This is a genomic window from Enterobacter cloacae complex sp. 2021EL-01169, from assembly GCF_020733125.1.
Classification (GTDB): domain Bacteria; phylum Pseudomonadota; class Gammaproteobacteria; order Enterobacterales; family Enterobacteriaceae; genus Enterobacter; species Enterobacter roggenkampii.
In genome coordinates this window covers 1,127,612-1,144,197 of the sequence record NZ_JAJFTC010000001.1, presented here as the reverse complement: position 1 = coordinate 1,144,197, position 16,586 = coordinate 1,127,612, and the positions used below count along the sequence as shown (strand labels likewise).

The following is a 16,586-nucleotide window of genomic DNA, read 5'->3' as shown; positions in this document are numbered from 1 at the left end:
CACACCTCAAAGACTGTTTTTATATACAGTAGTTTTATTTGTAAGTGTCCGCAAGATGCAGGCCCAGCAGCGGCTGCTTAAAGCTTCGCCGTTTCGTTTCTAAGTTTCTCACGCGCTTCGAATTATGCCGTTTGTAAATTTCTCAACTTAAGTCGGGGCTGTCTCAGCAACTTTAATTTTTTGGTTGAATAAACAATCAGTCGGCATTTCTACCCGAACGCAGACGAACTGATCAGCAGGGATATCAACAGGATCTCCATCGTTTATGCCGTCCTGTTCGTTCCTGGCGAATGCTGGTGCATCAGAGTGTGTACGATGATAGGTTTTGACCAACACAGAACCATCGGCATTAACCTCATAATCCAGCCAAATCAGCGGTTGTTTATTCCGGTCTGTGGGAATCTCAAACCCTCCGTCGATACCGCCCCAGGCAGCGTCTGAATTGAGAGATTCACACCCATCAATGAGATATTGGCCTACATCCAGACGAGTGACCGTAACGCCTTCTGATTCATCGTTAGTTTCATATCGTCCGTCACCGTAAATCTTCACAATTGGTGACGCGATTTTGATAAACCCGTTGCTATCTACGGTTGTGTTGCTTGTATCACGCACTACGGCGAGATTGTACCAGGACTGAGAGTTGGGGTTATAAACCTTATAACCGAACCCACGTTTACCATTATTGTCGCCATAAAAACCTATTAGCTGCATTCGGGCGGCTTCATCGGCAGAGGTAATATCAATCCATGCCCCTACGGCTCCACCTTCAACCTGGCCAGTAATGAAGCCGGTACTGTTTTTCCAGTAAATGTTCGTCGGTGTATCACCAGGCGCAAACCGTGCTGTCTTTTGTCTTATGGCTCCAATGTTAGTACAGGCTCCCCAGTAATCTCCGGTGGTTGCCCCCGTTCCGCCATAACGGGTTCCGAGTGGTACCGGATTACCATTATCCGAAACAACGACGCCCCATTCGTCTTTTCGTACGACAAGCGCATGATCCTGCGACGGGCCATAGACGATGCTCTGATCTTCCTGGGTAACGAATGTGCCTAAACCGAGGTTTGTGCGAGCGCCTGATGCGGTTGTCGATCCGGTACCACCCTGGTTAACAGGCACGGCCCCGCCGCTCTTGGTTGCCATATTGTCAGACAGATATTTCCATGATGGGCCGGTGAAGGTAGTGCCGTCTGGCAGTTTCACCGTGATGTTTCCGGCTGTGCTGTAAACCTGCTGCCAGTTCTGTTTTTCGTAATTTAGTCCACGCAGCGCTTCAGCACTTTGCGCCACCAGCGCGGCAGTGACCATGTTCAGCGCCACACGGGGAACCGCTGACCAGGCCGCACCGGATTGAGTAGGCCCGGTATAGTTGCTGACCAGCGTCAGCTGGGTATTACTGTCGACCGTTTTCACCGGCAGCGTGTACGGCACACCGCCCACAGTCGAAACAATGAAATCACCTGCGGCGAGTTCGGTTGCGAATGAGGTTCCGGAACCGCCAACAATAGCGGACCCGTTTGTCAGGGCGATAGTTCCTGCAGACATTTGTGCTCCTTACAGGCATAAAAAAACCCCGCCGGAGCGAGGTTTATTCAAATATGACTGCCTATTGGCAGGTGGTACTACTGAACGTGTTTGCGCTGACCCATGACCAGTTAAATGGGTAACCGGCGCGGTACTGGGTCTGATTACTTTGCTTCCGCACTCCGTAAATCTGGACGATGTTCTCCTGTCCGCCGATCAGGGCCGTTCCGGTACATATGGGATGCTGCTTCTGAAGAACGCCAGCGCAACCAGAGAGCAATGCAGCCACCGCCAGGCAAAGAATCATGTATTTCATAGTGGTTATATCCCAGGGTATTCAAGAGGTTAAACAATAACAAGATGAATCAAAGGGATATAATTGATTCTGTAGATCAATTTCATAAGATTGATCGCTGAAAACGATCAATCGTAGTTGGCGCAGTTGATGGCCATAATCACGTTTCTCAGATTTGAATACGAGACGTTCTGAAGGTTTCCGCTGGGCGTTGTTTGTGGTCTGGCGAATATTCGCGTATTGCCTCCCTCAAGTTTTGCCATGCTCTTGTAAATCGCCGAGTAGGGCTGCGGCTGGCCGCCGGCCGATATAACTCCAGTAATTAGACCCAGCATGGCAGGCATACAGGCCCATTTCCCCGCCAGCGTGGTATTGATGTTATAACCTGAACTTGCATCTACTCCGGCAGTACCGAGGGTTACCACATCACTGAGTGTGCGCGTTTCGTTTGTCAAAATAAGCGTCCCTGACGCATCCCAGACGGCCAGCCCGTAGTCAGGCTTTGTCTGTGGGAAAATAGAGAAAAAATAAACGTACGCTGTGCCGGTTGCATTTGGTCTGAGGAAATCAACCGAGATAGTGTTCCCGCTTATCGTCTGGGTGATTTCCGCCTCAACCGTGCAATGAACGAAGGCGGCAACGGGCTGCCCTGAGGGAAATGTGTGCGTCACTTTGGTATTGAAACCCGATGTCCCCTGTAGTTCTGCTGTCTTCCGTGCCTGCAACGAAATAGGCGAACTGTTAGCGGTGACCCATACTTCTCCGGCCGTAGTCGTCAGTAAAACGCCATACTGCGCCATTTATGCCCTCTCTATCTGGAAAATGAGATACGCCGCAGCCGCAGGCTCAGTCCCTTCGGAGTAGTCGGTATCGCCTACTGCCGATACCGTTGCGGTGCCACCTGAAATAGTGATCTTCCTCCGGCTCGTTCCCCACTGATCACCGTTCATGATCTGAAAATAAGTAAGCTTACACCCCGGTGGAAGCACGACTGAGTAAAAGCCTGTTTTCTGGTTCTGAGCCAGCTGAAGATATCCACTTACACTGACTGGCTTAATCCCATAGTTGTTCGCCCTGCCTGAGGTGTCCCAGGTTTCAACTCCGTACTGAGCCATAGCTGTTCATCCTAAAAAAGGACCCCACCTGAGGCCCAATGTTTACCATGTTCCCGTGATTCTCCCGATCTGCACCCTCAACACATTGTTGGCGTCACGCACACTTATTGTCTGGTTTGTCTGTTTCATGGCCCCCTCTCCAACTGTCGAACCGTAGTTCTCGAATGTTCCTGATTTATCCAGCCTCCATCCGACAGACCCAGCAACGTAGTTATTGGACTGGATGAAGTCGCCGATTTTGGCATTGGTGATCGTGCCATCCTGAATAAATGCGGAGCTCATAAAGACTTGACCATTGATGACAGCGAATGGAGAGTACTGGGTATCACCGCTGCCGCTCATCAGTACAAACTGGTTAGCGTTGAAACCAACTCGGGTGACTACCGGCTTCCCCGCCTCTGCAAGCACCGCAATAGACATCCCGGCGTTGTACATCACCCCGTTTATTCTCACACCTGTTTTGAGGGTGTAGATTGCCGAAGCACCGGAGGCATCTACGACGGCTGTAAGCTTGTCTTCCAGGGAAGCGGTGACGTCCTCTATCTGCGCCTGTACCTGCGTCGAAAGTTCGGCCATTGCCTTATCAACTTCAGCAATCGTCGTTTTAACAACCAGAATATCGGCGCGCACTTCCCCGTATTGTGCCCACTGGTGCTCAACTGTTCCGTGGTTCGCCAGGGCGTTTTGTAGTATTCCCTCAATGTTTGTATCTATGTCACCAGTGAGGCGCTCCCCATCAGCAGAGGTAAGAAAATCGTTAGCGATATCACCCAGATAATCATCGGCGTTATCGTTAGACATCCCCCGGATCCAGTCGGTATACCCGGACTCGTTACCCGTTCTGTCGACAAGCTGTGCGCGGTACCAGAATTCCTGCCCTGCTTTAAGGCCGAGCTGGGTGTATTCCGCAGATGGATAAGGCACGTCTGAGAGCAAAAATGGATCTGAAAAGTCACTGTTTGCTGTGTACTGAATTTCCGTTTTTAGCGTATCGCCGGTGTTTGCCGGGAAACCCCAGTTAAGACGAATCCCCCAGTTAATGCCCGTGGCTGTGAATCCTACTGGCTTAGGTGGATTGCCAACTTTGCCGGTCAACGTCTTCTCTTCTGAATATCCCCATCCTGAAGATATTTCGGCAGCATTGATGGCCCGCACGCGCACAAGATAACGTCCGGCATAAATTCCCGGAACGTCGAATGACGTGGTGGAGCTGCGCGGCACGTTAACCCAGTTCCCGTCGTTGCGGCGCCATTGCGCCTCATAGGCGATAGCATTTTGAGCCTGGTCCCAGCTCACGCGCATGGTTTCGACGCTGATATTCTGCTGCACCACGGAAAACGAATTGATCGCGATGTTGCCTGGTGGCGACTGGTTACCAGGAGGAATGACACTCACCGGCCGCTGATCTATAACGGCACCTGTATCGATACGGGCATATTTATCCGGATCGTGATTTGCCCCCGTGATGGTATATGTCCCGTCATTGTTATCGGTGACACTAACCACCCTGTACTGCTGCGCATAGAGTTCATCACTTTCAATAACCCATACAGCCTCGGCCTGTGGAAGCTCGCTAAAAGCGGTGGTCACGGTGACCATTTCACCTGACAGGGACTGAATCGTTCGGGATTGGGTGATACCCGACGGCAGGTTTACCATTATCCTGTCACCGGCCTTAGCACTTGGTACCCGGTCAAGTTTGAGTACACGACCATTAACCGCGGATAATCGACCGCCTAAATCTCTCCCTGAAAGATTTCGGTCAGAAACAGCAATTATGTAGCCCGGCTGAGGAATATTGCCGTCCAAGCCAACGTCAAACGTTACAACCCTGTCTTTATTGTTGGTCAGGATCCCCCAGCGCCCTTTTCTGTTAGCCTCAGACTGCCGGGTGCAACCGATGGCGGTGATCTCAAGCTGGTTGAAACCATAGCGCGCCACCAACTCCTGTTCGAAGACTGGCTCCATTGCATCAGCATACCCATTTGCCGGATCAGACCAGGAAACAAGAGCGTTTGTGTAGCGACTTTTGGTTGTGCTGCTGGAATATACAAATTTGCCGTCGACTACGTTAGCGTGCGTGTAGGTAAAATCAACATCTCTGGGCATGTCTGCAAGGGCAACAATCTGGTCGTCTCCCCAGTAGGTCATGCCTCGAAAAATGGCGGCAAAGTCACGCAGGACGGTGTAAGCGTCATTTCGATCCTGAATGTATACGTTGCAGGTGTAACGAGGTTCAGTTCCGCTACCACCCTTACCATCCGGTACCGGTTGATCACAATATTGAGCGACCTGATAAAGCGTCCATTTGTCGATATTGGCTGCCGTTAGCCGATTACCAAGGCCGAAGCGGTCAGTGACCACCAGATCGTAAAATATCCACGCAGGGTTATCCGTCCATGCCCACTTAAAAGCGCCCGTCCAGGTACCGCTGTACGTTCGTGTTTCGGGGTCATAGTTATCGGGCACACGAATAACACGCCCGCTGGGCTCGCAGGAAATTTGCGGAATTGAACCATTGAACTGGCTCGAGTCAAATTCAATGTACAGAAGCGCGGTATTCGGATAACGCAGTTTCGCGTCGATTACTTCCGTAAAGCTTTGCAGCGTCATCGTGTCGCCAATCTTCGCGCTATTGGCATCGGCTGTAATCTTGCGCAGCCTGATGGTCCAGGTGCTGCCCGCCTGAGGTAAATCAATACGGTGGCTGCGTTCATAACCAGAGGTGGTTTTCCCGGTCACGCTGGTATTTAGCACCGTCAGCCAGGTGCCACCATCTGTCTGCAGGTCAATTGCGTAGTTGACCGAATAGCCAACCAGATCGCCATCGTCCTCCTGTTTGAAGAGAGAAGGCCATTTTAGACGCAGGCGAACAGCTGAAAGCTGCGTATTGGTGAACGTGCGCGTCCATGCAGTGGTGCTGGAAACTTCGGTACCCACGTTAATTTCGTTTTCAGTACCCGGGATCCCTTGAATGTATTTTTGCGCCTGAGTTCCAGAACGAAACTCCCACGCCACACCGCTGAAGTTCTGCGAACCATCTGCGTTTTCAAGTGCAGTGCCATCGAGATAAATATCGCGCGCAGTAAGGCCACCAGCAAGTTCACCCTCTCCCAGCGCGAGAAGGATTTTTGCCTTGGCTACTGACTGCAGATCGTCTGGCTGTTCTGTAGGAGTTCTTGAGCTTGAACTGCCGCCCTTGCGGCCTTTAATAGCGGTTGCTATAGCCATATTGCGCCCATAAAAAAAGCCACCCGGAGGTGGCTTATTGAAATGTGTTTAATCTAGTAGAATTCAACTTTCGTATTCGCTGTCATTAGTACTGGCTTCGGCACAGGATTCCCTGCGCTCTGCATTGTTACTTTACATATTTCTGGAACAAGCTTTTCGCTATAATGACAAGTATTCGTTGCTGTATAACCTTCCGAGTAAACTGATGTGTTTATAATTTTATAATCAAGAGGCTTCCTGTCTTTATCAACATAAGATATTTCGTTTTTAGAGAGGACCTTACCAGAACCATAAAACTCAGAACGTATCAAATTAGAATTATCATCATAAAAATGCTCAGATATTTTCTTACCCAAATAATAGGTGTCTTTAATTAAGCCATTCGAGTAAAGACTATATCGCAACTCGTCACCATTTTCATTTTGAGTCAAAATATTACATTTTTCATCGAGCTGTATAGAGAAAGGCTTACCATCTCTTTGGCCAACAAGACTTCCATTACTATTTTTTAGATTTGTTTCATGACCAGACGAAACGTTATCAAGATCTAAGCTTTCGACACAACCATTCTTAGCTAGTCTGATGGAGATTTTATAAGTGACCTTACCATTTTCTTCAAGATTAGTATCTAATGATTTGACAGCTCCTTTAACTGGATTGAAATCAAAAATAGTAGATAAATTATAGAGGAGAGGTATGTAATGGTTATCAGCTAAAGCCATGCCTGAAAATAAGGAAGTACAAAGGAAAAGAGTAGATATTTTTTTCATTTTTGAATCTAAGCTCAAGTTACCCCATATTAAGTAAGCCCATTACAGCATGCTTACTGCTGATCTTCAACATAGATACCGGCGGAGATGATCGCGCCACCTATACGGCGCCGTCCGTACAAGAGCGGTACCGGATTGCCCTGAGCTGTCGTATTTGTTACTCCACCAAAGGCATAACTAGCCTTGTTGTCTGCCGATTGCTTGCTGGCAAGTCCGGTTGTCTGTGGAGAAAGCATTTGAACGACACCGCCAAGGGCCATCGCAGCGCCAAATTGCATTAGAGGAACGCCGACAGCACCACCGCCAAAGTATGACGCCACAGCACCAACTGCGACCAAAGCCACGCCTAAGATGGTCTGGAATACTCCACCACGTTTACTCCCGAGGATAACCGGAGCAATACGGATATCAGCACTACTCTGATCCATAGAGAGTTCGTCATCGTTCAGGTTACGCTTTCCACTGAATACAGCGTAAGTAAGCCCACGCTGCTTGCTGGTATTCAAAAACCGCTCGAAGCCTGGCACGATAACGCACAATGCGCGGATGGCTTCTTTTGGTGAAGCTACCGAAAGTTGGAATTCGCGGCCAAACGTAGTACCCAAAACACCATATAGGCGAACAGTACGGACGGATTCGCACATTATCCCTCCTGCATGATTAGGCTTTTATGCCTGACAATTTTCATGGTTCTCTCCATCCAGTAACCTCCATATGGCACACGTTGACTGAGGTGACCATAAAGATGGTGGAGAAGCATGTTCCCCTCCAGCAAGATCCCTGAATGGTTCCACTTATTCGATTCCACCTGCATGATGATCAAATCGCCCGGCATTGGTGATCCACTAAATTCGCGGAAACCACATTCGTACCAGCAATCCTGATAGAAATTTTCCGGATACTCCTTTTCCCACCAGTGGTAATCCACCCGATAATCGTTCAAGTCAACGCCGTGTTTCTGCCTGAAATAGCTCATCACCAGCCCCCAACAGTCGTAGTGTCCGAGCACAAACGGGCGCCCGAGTAGAGGCAATTCGCCGCGGGGAGTAATGGTACGAAAGTCTCCTTCCGGCCAACTGACAATATGCCAGGGCAGCAACGTTGCATCGCATTGAGCCTTGTCCAGTTCGCTTGGTTGGGTTGTCGCATCAGGGTGACTATGTACGATTCCCGTTATCGTCCCCCAGTCTTCAGCAGCAGCGTAGTCCTCTGGCGAAAGGTGAAACTGTTCCGTTGCTTCGACAGCCAGATTACGGCATGGGAAATAGCGTTCCACCCGGCTTTTCTGCGCTATCACGCCGCAGCATTCGTGGGGATAGTCTTTCGCTGCATGCGCCAGGATGTCCTGAATTGTTTTCTGACGCATATTAGCTCCTGATCAAAGATGTTCCCGGAAAACCACCGAAAGGAAGTTCATTGTGTTCACCAAACCGAAGCTTGCAGGCGGTGAGCGTGCCGTTGCATTCATCCAATGAGGGATCGCTTACCGGATTGTTGTTTCTGTCGAAGTAAAGCGTGCCGGCATAATCGCACCCATCGCCGGTGCGGTACCTATTCCGGATGCACCATGTGCAAAGGGAATGCAGCTGCCTGGTCGGGATCATCAACCCCTGAAGATCCATCGGGCTGGTAAGAACAAACTCGATACTTTCACCGGGAAGCTCGCTATTTTTACCGTCGATATAGAAAACCCGCTTTCTCACCTGCAAGGGATCTGCTGTTGGATTTCCATCAGGGAAATTGCGCTCATCCAGGTAATGCGCAAAAGTGTCATGAATCGTAACTTTGGCCTGCAGCATATCGTCATAGGCCAGACAGAGCGCAGTGATAGAGCTGTCAATGTTGGCAACGGTGAGCGTCGGCTGGGCGCTGCTGCCATCGGTTGAAGCTTCCAGTCCCTCGAGCTTATATGGCCAGGCACCATACTCTTCGCCCTGCCACCAGATACTCTTCGCCTTTAACTTTGATTCGTCGCCACCAGCAGCCGCAATCTCTTCTTCAGTATGCGGGAGGTTATAAGCGTGAAAGCGCAGAACGTCGTCCAGACCAAACGCAGAACCGTCTACCTCAAGAAGACGTATTTTTTCACCCGGTTCGAGGCGTTGATAATCTTCAGTAATCATGGTGCGTATGCCTGTTTGAAGGTTGCTTTTATGGTCATCACTTTGCTGGATAGCGGCTGGGCTTTAATGGAATCAGCTTCAATCCGGTAGAAACCGGTTTCGCCTACAGGAGTCGTCCAGATAAAGGATTTTGTGATGTGCTTGCGGCAAAAACTCAGCGCATCGAGCATCTCTGCCTTTTTTCCCGTTAAGGTCATCGGCCATGACTGTTTTTCAGGGTTGATGCCTTCACCGGCGATCTGCTCAAATCCGTCTCCAAAGGATGCGGAGCGTGTTGCGTAAGTGAACTCCCCTTCCATTCCCGCCTGAATCTGGGTTCGCCAGGTAAATGTTTCGATCGCCAACTTTCCTCCGGGTATAAAAAAACCCGCCGAAGCGGGTCAATTGCTTATCAAAAATGATTTGGTCTTAATTGGAGTAACATTGAAGTGCTGTCTGGCCATAAAATCAATAAGGTAACATCGCGCGGATTTCAGCATACCATTCGTTGACAGCGGGGATATCCCTTAAGAGCCAGAATCCTACGCCAATTAGCAAGAAGCTCGCTCCAAACTCAAAGATAATGCTGAACCAGTATTCAAAGGGCCTGGCATCCTTGTGAATGTACTCCTTTCGACTCGTTCCCTTGAATGTTTTGGTATAGATTCCCTTGCGCAGGTAGCCGAAAGATTGAACCAATGTTATAGGACCAATCAAAAAACAAGCACATACGGTAAACCAATATGAAAATCCCATCGCCCTTCATCCATTTATTGCATTAACACTATTATCGCATAGAAAGAATGCTAAATACCTACGATTGAAGGGTTAGTTATCACAAAGAACAGTAGTGGGATTCGTTTAATATTAATCTTTTGAAATGTTGTCGACGAACCGTGCGTTTTTGTGATTTGATAAAGAAACTCAAAAAAAGTCGAAGCGGTCACCCCTTCACATATCTAGCAAAATGCGGGTTATGGAAAGATACCTGTCTCAGGCAGTTAAAAATACCCCACTATAAATTTAGGTTAGAGCAACCCAATATTCGCGATTGAAGTCCTATGAACAGACTGACGACACTATATATTAAAGCGCGGGCCGGGCTGTCTCCCTATGAAAAGACACCTGAAGCATCACTGATTAAAATGGCTAAGAAATGTGGCCGCAATGAAATAGCCGCCATTAACATCAGGCTCAAACAGTTCCGCTCTGAACTAGCGATGGTTGGAGAGTGGGATGGAGATCAGCAGGATATGATATGGGATGCAATTGACGAGCATTGTAAGTTATTACAACTGATCACCGACAAACAGCCCACCTGAGTAGGCTGTTTGTCGTGCTAATCGTTAGAGCCATGGAACGGTATTTCGAAGGACTGACTAAGCTTCATCGCGTTCCTTTTATTGCATTCCATAAAGGCGTCCCCGGCCGCTGCGCCTGCTCAGATATTACGTTAACTATTGCCGGCTTGAGCTGTTTGATGATATCCACATTATTTGCTGGAGCCGACCTTGTCGTTGGTTGCTCACGTCCCTGAATCACAACACCACCGACATTAACATTTATAGCGGAACTACCTCCCTGTAACCCGAACATCGGTGCGTTTCCGACGTAGCCGCCGTTTGCATACCCCTGAGCTCCACGCATAAGCGCATAGAGATTGCCAACACCAAGTGCACTGGTCGCTTCCTTCGTAAATACAAACTCACCACCATGAACTACGCCTTTCGGTTGGTATTTACCGCCATCACCGGTGTAACCGCCGCTATCGAATCCCGGCACCAGACCACCACCAGAGAAACCAAAGAACGCACCGATACCCGTTCCACCAAACGCTGACTTCATTCCATTAACCAAAGCCAGTTGTGTCAGCATCTGGGCGATGCCCTTGAGGAAAGTAGAAAGGAAGTCTGAGAAGTTAGATTTACCTGTAGTAAAAAAGTCGGTGAGCGTGCTGGCCATCCCGGCGAACGCATTGCTGGTAATCGTCTGCACCTGCGAGTAAACATTAGTCGCGCTGTCCTCAAATTCAGCCCAACCCTTTTTCACGCCGGTCAACCAGTCGCCACGCAACCTGTCCTCTGCATCATAGTAATCATTCGCCGCCTTAAGCTGCTTCTGATAGCCCTCGTCGTCAAGCGTGCCGCCGGAGTTGAACCAGCCAGAGGAAAGCTGGCTCTTTGCCAGCTCACGTTGAGCCTGACGGTCACTCATCCCGGCACCGTTCACTAATGCAGCCTGCTTCTCTGCCATCTGTGTGACGTATTTCTGCAAGGTATCCATTCGCTTGTTCAGCTGTTCCTGTGCGGTAATCTGATCACCTAACAGGGCTTTCTGCCGTGCCAACTGAAGCACCTGGTCTTTACTCGCCAGCAGGGATTGCTCCTGCTTTGTCAGAGAGCGAGCTCGGGAGGCCTCCTCCAGCACCTGAAATTTCGCTTCAGTCGTCCACAGATCTTTGCGCTGCTGGCTGATAGTGTCGTTCAGCCCTTTATGCTGCTGCAGCGCGCGTAACTGAGACTGAAGCGCCAGCAACTCGGCCTGGGCAGCATCTGTGCTGCGATCGCCAGCCGATAAAGTGCCCTGCTTTCCGGTTTGCGTCTTTTTACCAAAAGAAGCGACTCCTTCCCGATCCTTCTGGGTGGTTGCGGTACTTATCTTTCTGGTCGTATCGAGGTATTTACCTGCACTGATATCAGCGGCATCCCAGTCTTTTTTCAGCTGAGAGACGCTGTCGCCATAAGCGCCGGCCATTTGTTCGTTGTAGTCCTGCCATCCCTGCAAAGTATCTGTTTTCGCCCAGTCGGGAACGAGGTTAATCGCGGCAGCGATAGAGGATGAAATGATCTGGTTCAGCTTCTGGAAAACGATCGCTACGCTGTAATAAATTGCGTTGAATTCCTTCAGAGTGTTTGATGCCAGCTCAGCTACCCACTGACCGATACTCTGCATGGCCTCAGACGCCCAGCCTTTGATATCCAGCCACAGGCGACCAAACGGTGTCAGCGAGTCATAAGCCTGCTCTCCGCGCTCAGCCATTGTGTCGCCAAACAAATCCATGGCCTGTGTAACTGCAGCAGTCTGGTCCTTCTGCTTCACCAGCTCATCAATGTGCTTAAGCTGCGAAACGGTCAGGAAATTATATTGTTCGTTGAGACTCTGCAGCGCTTTAACAGGATCTTTTTCGATGTCCTTGTAGGCTTTGGTGATGTCCTGCGCTGAGACTATACCGGTCTGAACCGCCAGCGCCGTGGAGTCCGCTGCTTTTTCAAGTTGCTGCTGTGTCAGCGATCCCATGCCAACCAGCTCAGTCATCAAACTCTGAACGGTTCCTACAGTAGCGCCAGTAGAGGCAGCAATAGACTGGGAGGAAGCCATGATCTGGAGCGCTGACGTGCCGGCAATGTTGCCAGTTCTGATAATAGCCTTGTTGATTTCGTCGTAGGCGGTGAAATAGTCCGCTCCCGCTTTGGCCGCAATCAGAACGGCACCGGCCAGGCCACCAATGGCCACTCGGGCAGGAGTCACCATCGACAACATTGCTTTGAGAGCATTGCCTACACCGCCAAACGAATCGCGCAGCTGGCCGCCCTGCTGAATGGCTACCATATAAACCGGCATACCGGACGCCAATGAAGTCACGATATCGGTCATTTGCATCGGTAGATAACGCATCGCGTTGCGGTATTGCCCCGCGCTGATCGCTCCTGACTTCCACGCTTCCTCCTGCTCTTTCAATCGGGCGATCATCGGTGCAGCACGATCGGACACGCCAAGTTGGGCTGCTTTTAGCTCTAACAATTCTACGCGCGTTTTTCCGATTGCTGTGACCTGCTCTTCCAGCGAATCGATAAAGGTTTTGCCCGCTGCAGCTGCACGCTGCGCTGCCTGAGCCTGCTCAATGCGAGCCCGCCCCTCTGCGGTTTCAGACTCCATTACCTGTGCCAGTTTTGCACGCGTCGTCTCAAGCACGCTGTTGTAACGAGAAAAATCCTCGTCTCCCACCAGCCCTTTACCGCGAAATTTCGCCAGGCTCTCCTGGATAGTGTCCAGTTCATCCAGCGCCTTGTTTACCGGGCTGATTTTATTCAGCAGGTTCTGCAGCTCCTGGCGCTGTTGCTTCAGGCTTTCGCTATTTTTCTTTTGGTTATCGATACCGGTGCGGAACGTACTGTTAAGGTCATCCGCTTTACCTGCCGCGGCGGACGCGGTCTCCTGAAAGCGATCAAGTGCCTGATTACCGCGCTCCAGCTCACTGGTATTTACACGCAGGGAAATCGTGGCGATATCGTTACTCATTACGCCCTCTCTTTATGCATAATTTTTAGCGCAGCACTTTCCATCACCCGGATGTCCGAAAGCGCGGTTGCCTCGTCGTCGACGTTGTGCAGACGCATTACCCAGGGCAGCACGTTGTAATCAAGCCCTGATGCGCCTCCCATGCCCGTGCGCCACTGCGTACTGACAGCCTGAAACACCAGGAATGACGGCCAAACATCTGGCCAGACGTCGATTAATTGATCGTCGTAGTCATCCGGCGTAAGCCCATAGGGTGCCAGGTCTGCCGCTGTGGGTTCAGGCGTATAGAATGCAGAGGCAACCGCTATCAGTTTTTTTCGCGCTGCCCCATCAGTTCGCGATAGTAGGTTTCAGGGATAGCCTTCATTGCAGCCGGATAATTTTCCAGCAGCACCGACAGATTCTCCGCGTTGAATGCATCGGGGAGCGCCCAGCCAGAAATAATTTCCATCAGAAAATCAGTGGCGGTTTTACCTTCGAGTTTTTCGAGATCAGCCAGTTCTTTAAGTGGCTTGTGGTTGAACGTGAACGTCAGCACGCCATCCTCATCGCCAGCGCGGGGAATCGAGACATTGGCCTTGAATGTAGGTTTGGGCTGAAGGGTGAATTTGGTCGCCATCGATACCTCTTAACGAAAAAAAGCCTCCGTGATGGGAGGCATTGAATGGTGAAAGCTCTGACGGGTCAGGCAGCAGCGTCAGTCGCCTTGTAGAACGTCATCGCCGGTGACTGCAGGTTCAGCACCACACTCACTGTCTCTACCTCGTTAACTGCAGTAGTTGGCGTATCGTCAAAGGACGCCGTGGCCGCCCAGTAACGGTTTTCCTTCGCCTTCGGCACGTACATGTAAGCCGCAACCGTCTCTTCGTCTTCATCCAACTGGCGAAGAAGCGGATATACAGGGAGAGAGGAGTCATGCGCGATCGAGTAGGTCTGGGAGACTGCGGATTTATAGGTATTCAGGTTGCGCTGGCGATCATCGCTGAGGAACTGAATCTGCGTGGTGTTCTGATCGCCACCAGATTTCGACACCTCAGTTATTTGCGGCAGCTCGGTCCATTCAAGCACCTTTCGGATCGAACCGGCACCGCCACCAGCGGCATATTTGTTCTTGTTGGTGGTATTGATATTGCGAAGGGTTACGGCGCTTTCTGCAATCGCATCAATTTTTGCAATGACGTTATCAACACCGGACCAGTTGCAGTTCACATGAACAATATCACCCACCTTGAGTGCGTCCGCTTCACTCACGGTGATCACCATATTTTCGGCGTTCGTCGCCCCGGTGAAAGTAATGGCTGGGCCATAACCCGATGCCAGATAGACGTGAGCGCCGTTAGGCAATGCAAAGCCCATATTGATTACTCCTTTAGAAACGGGAAAACCGGCAAAGAGCCGGTCAGGTTTAGAAGGTTGCAAGCATTAGCTGGAGATATCAGCTCGATAATTGAGACTAACGGGAACGGTATAAGAGACAGATGTAGTGATACCGCGGAAAACACCAGGCGTTTGATCTATCCAGCATGTAAAACCCATGCCTTCAATCTCCTGCCCTTCGGGGAACAATTCAGCCACGCGGTCAGCCAGAGCCACGACATCGGTACGGCCTGTGCCGGCTGGGGCAACAACGTTAATCTGGTAAACACCTGAATAAATGCGGCAGCGCAATCCAAGGTCCAGCGTACGCGGCGTGGCGGGCATGTCATGGACTGCAAGATAGAGCCCATCAGACGGCGGTGTAAAAGGCACGTTTTCCCAGGCAACCGGGATACCTTCAGCATCAGCCCACTCGCCGAGCCTGGCGGCCAGCGCCGCCGCGATATCGGGAATCATTTAGTCACCTCCCTTACTGCTTCCTCAAAAAATCGCTGAAACTCAGCAGCAGTAATGCGTACCATCCCTCCCGGAGCCTGGGAAGAGTGCCCCATCTCCAGTCGATACGCGTAAGGGACGTTGTTGCAGAAATAAATATCATTCATCCCGACTTTGAACAGCGACAGTGTGTAATTGCCGGCGGCTTTTGTCAGATTTCCGGTTTTATCGACACGGCCCGTTTCATCTGTGGTCGGTGCATCAAAAGACACCTGCCAGTTGCCCCGAAACCGTCCACCCGTATATCCGGGCGGCGCTTTGATATCCATCCCATCCACCAGTCGAGCCTTCTTCTTAAGTCGTCCGGTTTTAGTCAGGTTTGCAGGGTCCGATTTTTGCGCTTCGTTATGGTCGTATACCGCCTGATTGTAAGAAGCTGCCGTCTGGTTGATGCCCCAGAGCTCGGGGTTGCCGACAGGTGACATCATCACCAGTTGATTAAGAATCCGAATGCCGACAGCACGTACGACCGCTTCCTGATTCGCTTTGGCTTTGTCCACGAACGCGTTGATGGCAGCCGTAAACGCCTTATTATCGCTCATGCTATGTCCTCAACTGAGATTTGTAGCAGAGCACTACCGCACCCGGTTTCACGGGGTTAGGTTTAACTACGCGGTGGCTTACGCCGTCCACGACGATCAGATCGCCGGTTTTAATTTCCTTCTCAGCGGTGAAGACAATCCGAATATCGCCGTTTTCAATGACGGTTCCATCAATTTCGGCTGGCGCGTAATCCGTCTTCACTCCTGTGGCGGTGAACTGGATATCATCGGAACGATGCTCCACACCACCGATGACGATTAACGTGCCCTTACGCGTGACGTTGTATGCAATGCCGTTCTGCTTGAGCATACGAGTCGTTGTCGCCTGCATTCGCTGATAGTTGATGGCCATTACGCGCGCTCCGCGAAAGCATTGATTGCATATCCACGCCCACCAGCCAAGTCGCCGAGAATAGCCATTACCGCCGGGTAGGATGGTGTGAACACCTCACCATCGGCAACCGCATAGGTCATGGTTACGGCGCCTTCGACACGTTCGGTTTTAACCGCGGCCTCACGAACGCTTGAAAGCAAATCGCCATCAATTGCCTCGATAGCCAGCATACATTGTGCGGTGATAACCTGCCGCGGCACCTGGTCGGGAGGGAAGTCGTGTCCATCCAGAACGACATTCACGCGTGGCCATGCCAGTGGCTGTCGAGGGTCTGCTTTGGAACCTACCCAATCTAGCCCTTCCAGATAGTCCATCCCCTTAATCAGTAACGGCGCGAGCTTTTCAGGCAGCTCAATCCCTCTCAGCGCGGCAAATGACGCCAGTTCATCTTCGCTGGCGTAACTGTTAACGTCAGCGGCGGTGATATCAGTATTAATCATCT

At 50.7% G+C, this 16,586-nt stretch carries 19 protein-coding genes; 1 reads left to right on the top strand and 18 read right to left on the bottom strand.

The window, feature by feature from the left end; all coding sequences use genetic code 11:
• Nucleotides 1-147: 147 nt before the first annotated feature.
• The 10 genes from LLF79_RS05440 to LLF79_RS05395 form a co-directional block, all read right to left on the bottom strand.
• The gene (locus tag LLF79_RS05440; RefSeq protein WP_227879207.1) at nt 148-1,545 is read right to left on the bottom strand and encodes a phage tail protein; all 1,398 of its coding nucleotides are present in this window, start codon (nt 1,543-1,545) and stop codon (nt 148-150) included.
• A gap of 61 nt (nt 1,546-1,606) precedes the next feature.
• Nucleotides 1,607-1,840: a hypothetical protein gene (locus tag LLF79_RS05435; protein ID WP_046092073.1), complete on the bottom strand. Its 234-nt coding sequence runs from the start codon at nt 1,838-1,840 to the stop codon at nt 1,607-1,609.
• A gap of 107 nt (nt 1,841-1,947) precedes the next feature.
• A complete protein-coding gene (locus tag LLF79_RS05430; protein ID WP_046092072.1) occupies nt 1,948-2,619 on the bottom strand; it encodes a hypothetical protein in 672 nt (223 codons plus the stop codon).
• A complete protein-coding gene (locus tag LLF79_RS05425) occupies nt 2,620-2,934 on the bottom strand; it encodes a hypothetical protein (protein ID WP_046092071.1) in 315 nt (104 codons plus the stop codon).
• Nucleotides 2,935-2,976: 42 nt separating this feature from the next.
• Nucleotides 2,977-6,165 (bottom strand): host specificity protein J, encoded by a 3,189-nt coding sequence (locus LLF79_RS05420; protein ID WP_227879206.1) that lies wholly within the window; start codon nt 6,163-6,165, stop codon nt 2,977-2,979.
• 53 nt (nt 6,166-6,218) lie between these two features.
• Nucleotides 6,219-6,953 (bottom strand): YnfC family lipoprotein, encoded by a 735-nt coding sequence (locus LLF79_RS05415; protein WP_227879205.1) that lies wholly within the window; start codon nt 6,951-6,953, stop codon nt 6,219-6,221.
• A 35-nt stretch (nt 6,954-6,988) separates the two neighbouring features.
• Nucleotides 6,989-7,579: a tail assembly protein gene (locus tag LLF79_RS05410; protein ID WP_046092069.1), complete on the bottom strand. Its 591-nt coding sequence runs from the start codon at nt 7,577-7,579 to the stop codon at nt 6,989-6,991.
• On the bottom strand, nt 7,579-8,301 hold the full coding sequence (locus LLF79_RS05405) for a C40 family peptidase (RefSeq protein ID WP_227879204.1): 723 nt from the start codon (nt 8,299-8,301) through the stop codon (nt 7,579-7,581). Before LLF79_RS05405 ends, LLF79_RS05410 begins: the two co-directional genes overlap by 1 nt.
• Nucleotide 8,302: 1 nt before the next feature.
• On the bottom strand, nt 8,303-9,058 hold the full coding sequence (locus LLF79_RS05400; protein WP_104948407.1) for a phage minor tail protein L: 756 nt from the start codon (nt 9,056-9,058) through the stop codon (nt 8,303-8,305).
• Nucleotides 9,055-9,402 (bottom strand): phage tail protein, encoded by a 348-nt coding sequence (locus tag LLF79_RS05395; RefSeq protein ID WP_227879203.1) that lies wholly within the window; start codon nt 9,400-9,402, stop codon nt 9,055-9,057. Before LLF79_RS05395 ends, LLF79_RS05400 begins: the two co-directional genes overlap by 4 nt.
• A gap of 696 nt (nt 9,403-10,098) precedes the next feature.
• On the opposite strand from LLF79_RS05395, the gene LLF79_RS05390 reads away from it, so the two are divergent.
• A complete protein-coding gene (locus LLF79_RS05390; protein ID WP_227879202.1) occupies nt 10,099-10,359 on the top strand; it encodes a hypothetical protein in 261 nt (86 codons plus the stop codon).
• Between the two features lie 64 nt (nt 10,360-10,423).
• Here the strand turns inward: LLF79_RS05390 and LLF79_RS05385 are convergent, their stop codons facing one another.
• The 8 genes from LLF79_RS05385 to LLF79_RS05350 form a co-directional block, all read right to left on the bottom strand.
• A complete protein-coding gene (locus LLF79_RS05385) occupies nt 10,424-13,336 on the bottom strand; it encodes a phage tail tape measure protein (protein WP_227879201.1) in 2,913 nt (970 codons plus the stop codon).
• On the bottom strand, nt 13,336-13,596 hold the full coding sequence (locus tag LLF79_RS05380) for a DUF1799 domain-containing protein (RefSeq protein ID WP_309240678.1): 261 nt from the start codon (nt 13,594-13,596) through the stop codon (nt 13,336-13,338). Before LLF79_RS05380 ends, LLF79_RS05385 begins: the two co-directional genes overlap by 1 nt.
• A gap of 47 nt (nt 13,597-13,643) precedes the next feature.
• Nucleotides 13,644-13,955: a phage tail assembly chaperone gene (locus LLF79_RS05375; protein ID WP_023344275.1), complete on the bottom strand. Its 312-nt coding sequence runs from the start codon at nt 13,953-13,955 to the stop codon at nt 13,644-13,646.
• 65 nt (nt 13,956-14,020) lie between these two features.
• The gene (locus LLF79_RS05370) at nt 14,021-14,692 is read right to left on the bottom strand and encodes a phage tail protein (protein WP_096150918.1); all 672 of its coding nucleotides are present in this window, start codon (nt 14,690-14,692) and stop codon (nt 14,021-14,023) included.
• 66 nt (nt 14,693-14,758) lie between these two features.
• On the bottom strand, nt 14,759-15,169 hold the full coding sequence (locus LLF79_RS05365; RefSeq protein ID WP_227879200.1) for a DUF4128 domain-containing protein: 411 nt from the start codon (nt 15,167-15,169) through the stop codon (nt 14,759-14,761).
• Nucleotides 15,166-15,750 (bottom strand): hypothetical protein, encoded by a 585-nt coding sequence (locus LLF79_RS05360; RefSeq protein WP_227879199.1) that lies wholly within the window; start codon nt 15,748-15,750, stop codon nt 15,166-15,168. The genes LLF79_RS05365 and LLF79_RS05360 overlap by 4 nt, the downstream gene beginning before the upstream one ends.
• A 1-nt stretch (nt 15,751) precedes the next feature.
• Nucleotides 15,752-16,102 (bottom strand): hypothetical protein, encoded by a 351-nt coding sequence (locus tag LLF79_RS05355; protein WP_227879198.1) that lies wholly within the window; start codon nt 16,100-16,102, stop codon nt 15,752-15,754.
• The gene (locus LLF79_RS05350) at nt 16,102-16,584 is read right to left on the bottom strand and encodes a DnaT-like ssDNA-binding protein (RefSeq protein ID WP_070531243.1); all 483 of its coding nucleotides are present in this window, start codon (nt 16,582-16,584) and stop codon (nt 16,102-16,104) included. The genes LLF79_RS05355 and LLF79_RS05350 overlap by 1 nt, the downstream gene beginning before the upstream one ends.
• Nucleotides 16,585-16,586 lie beyond the last annotated feature (2 nt).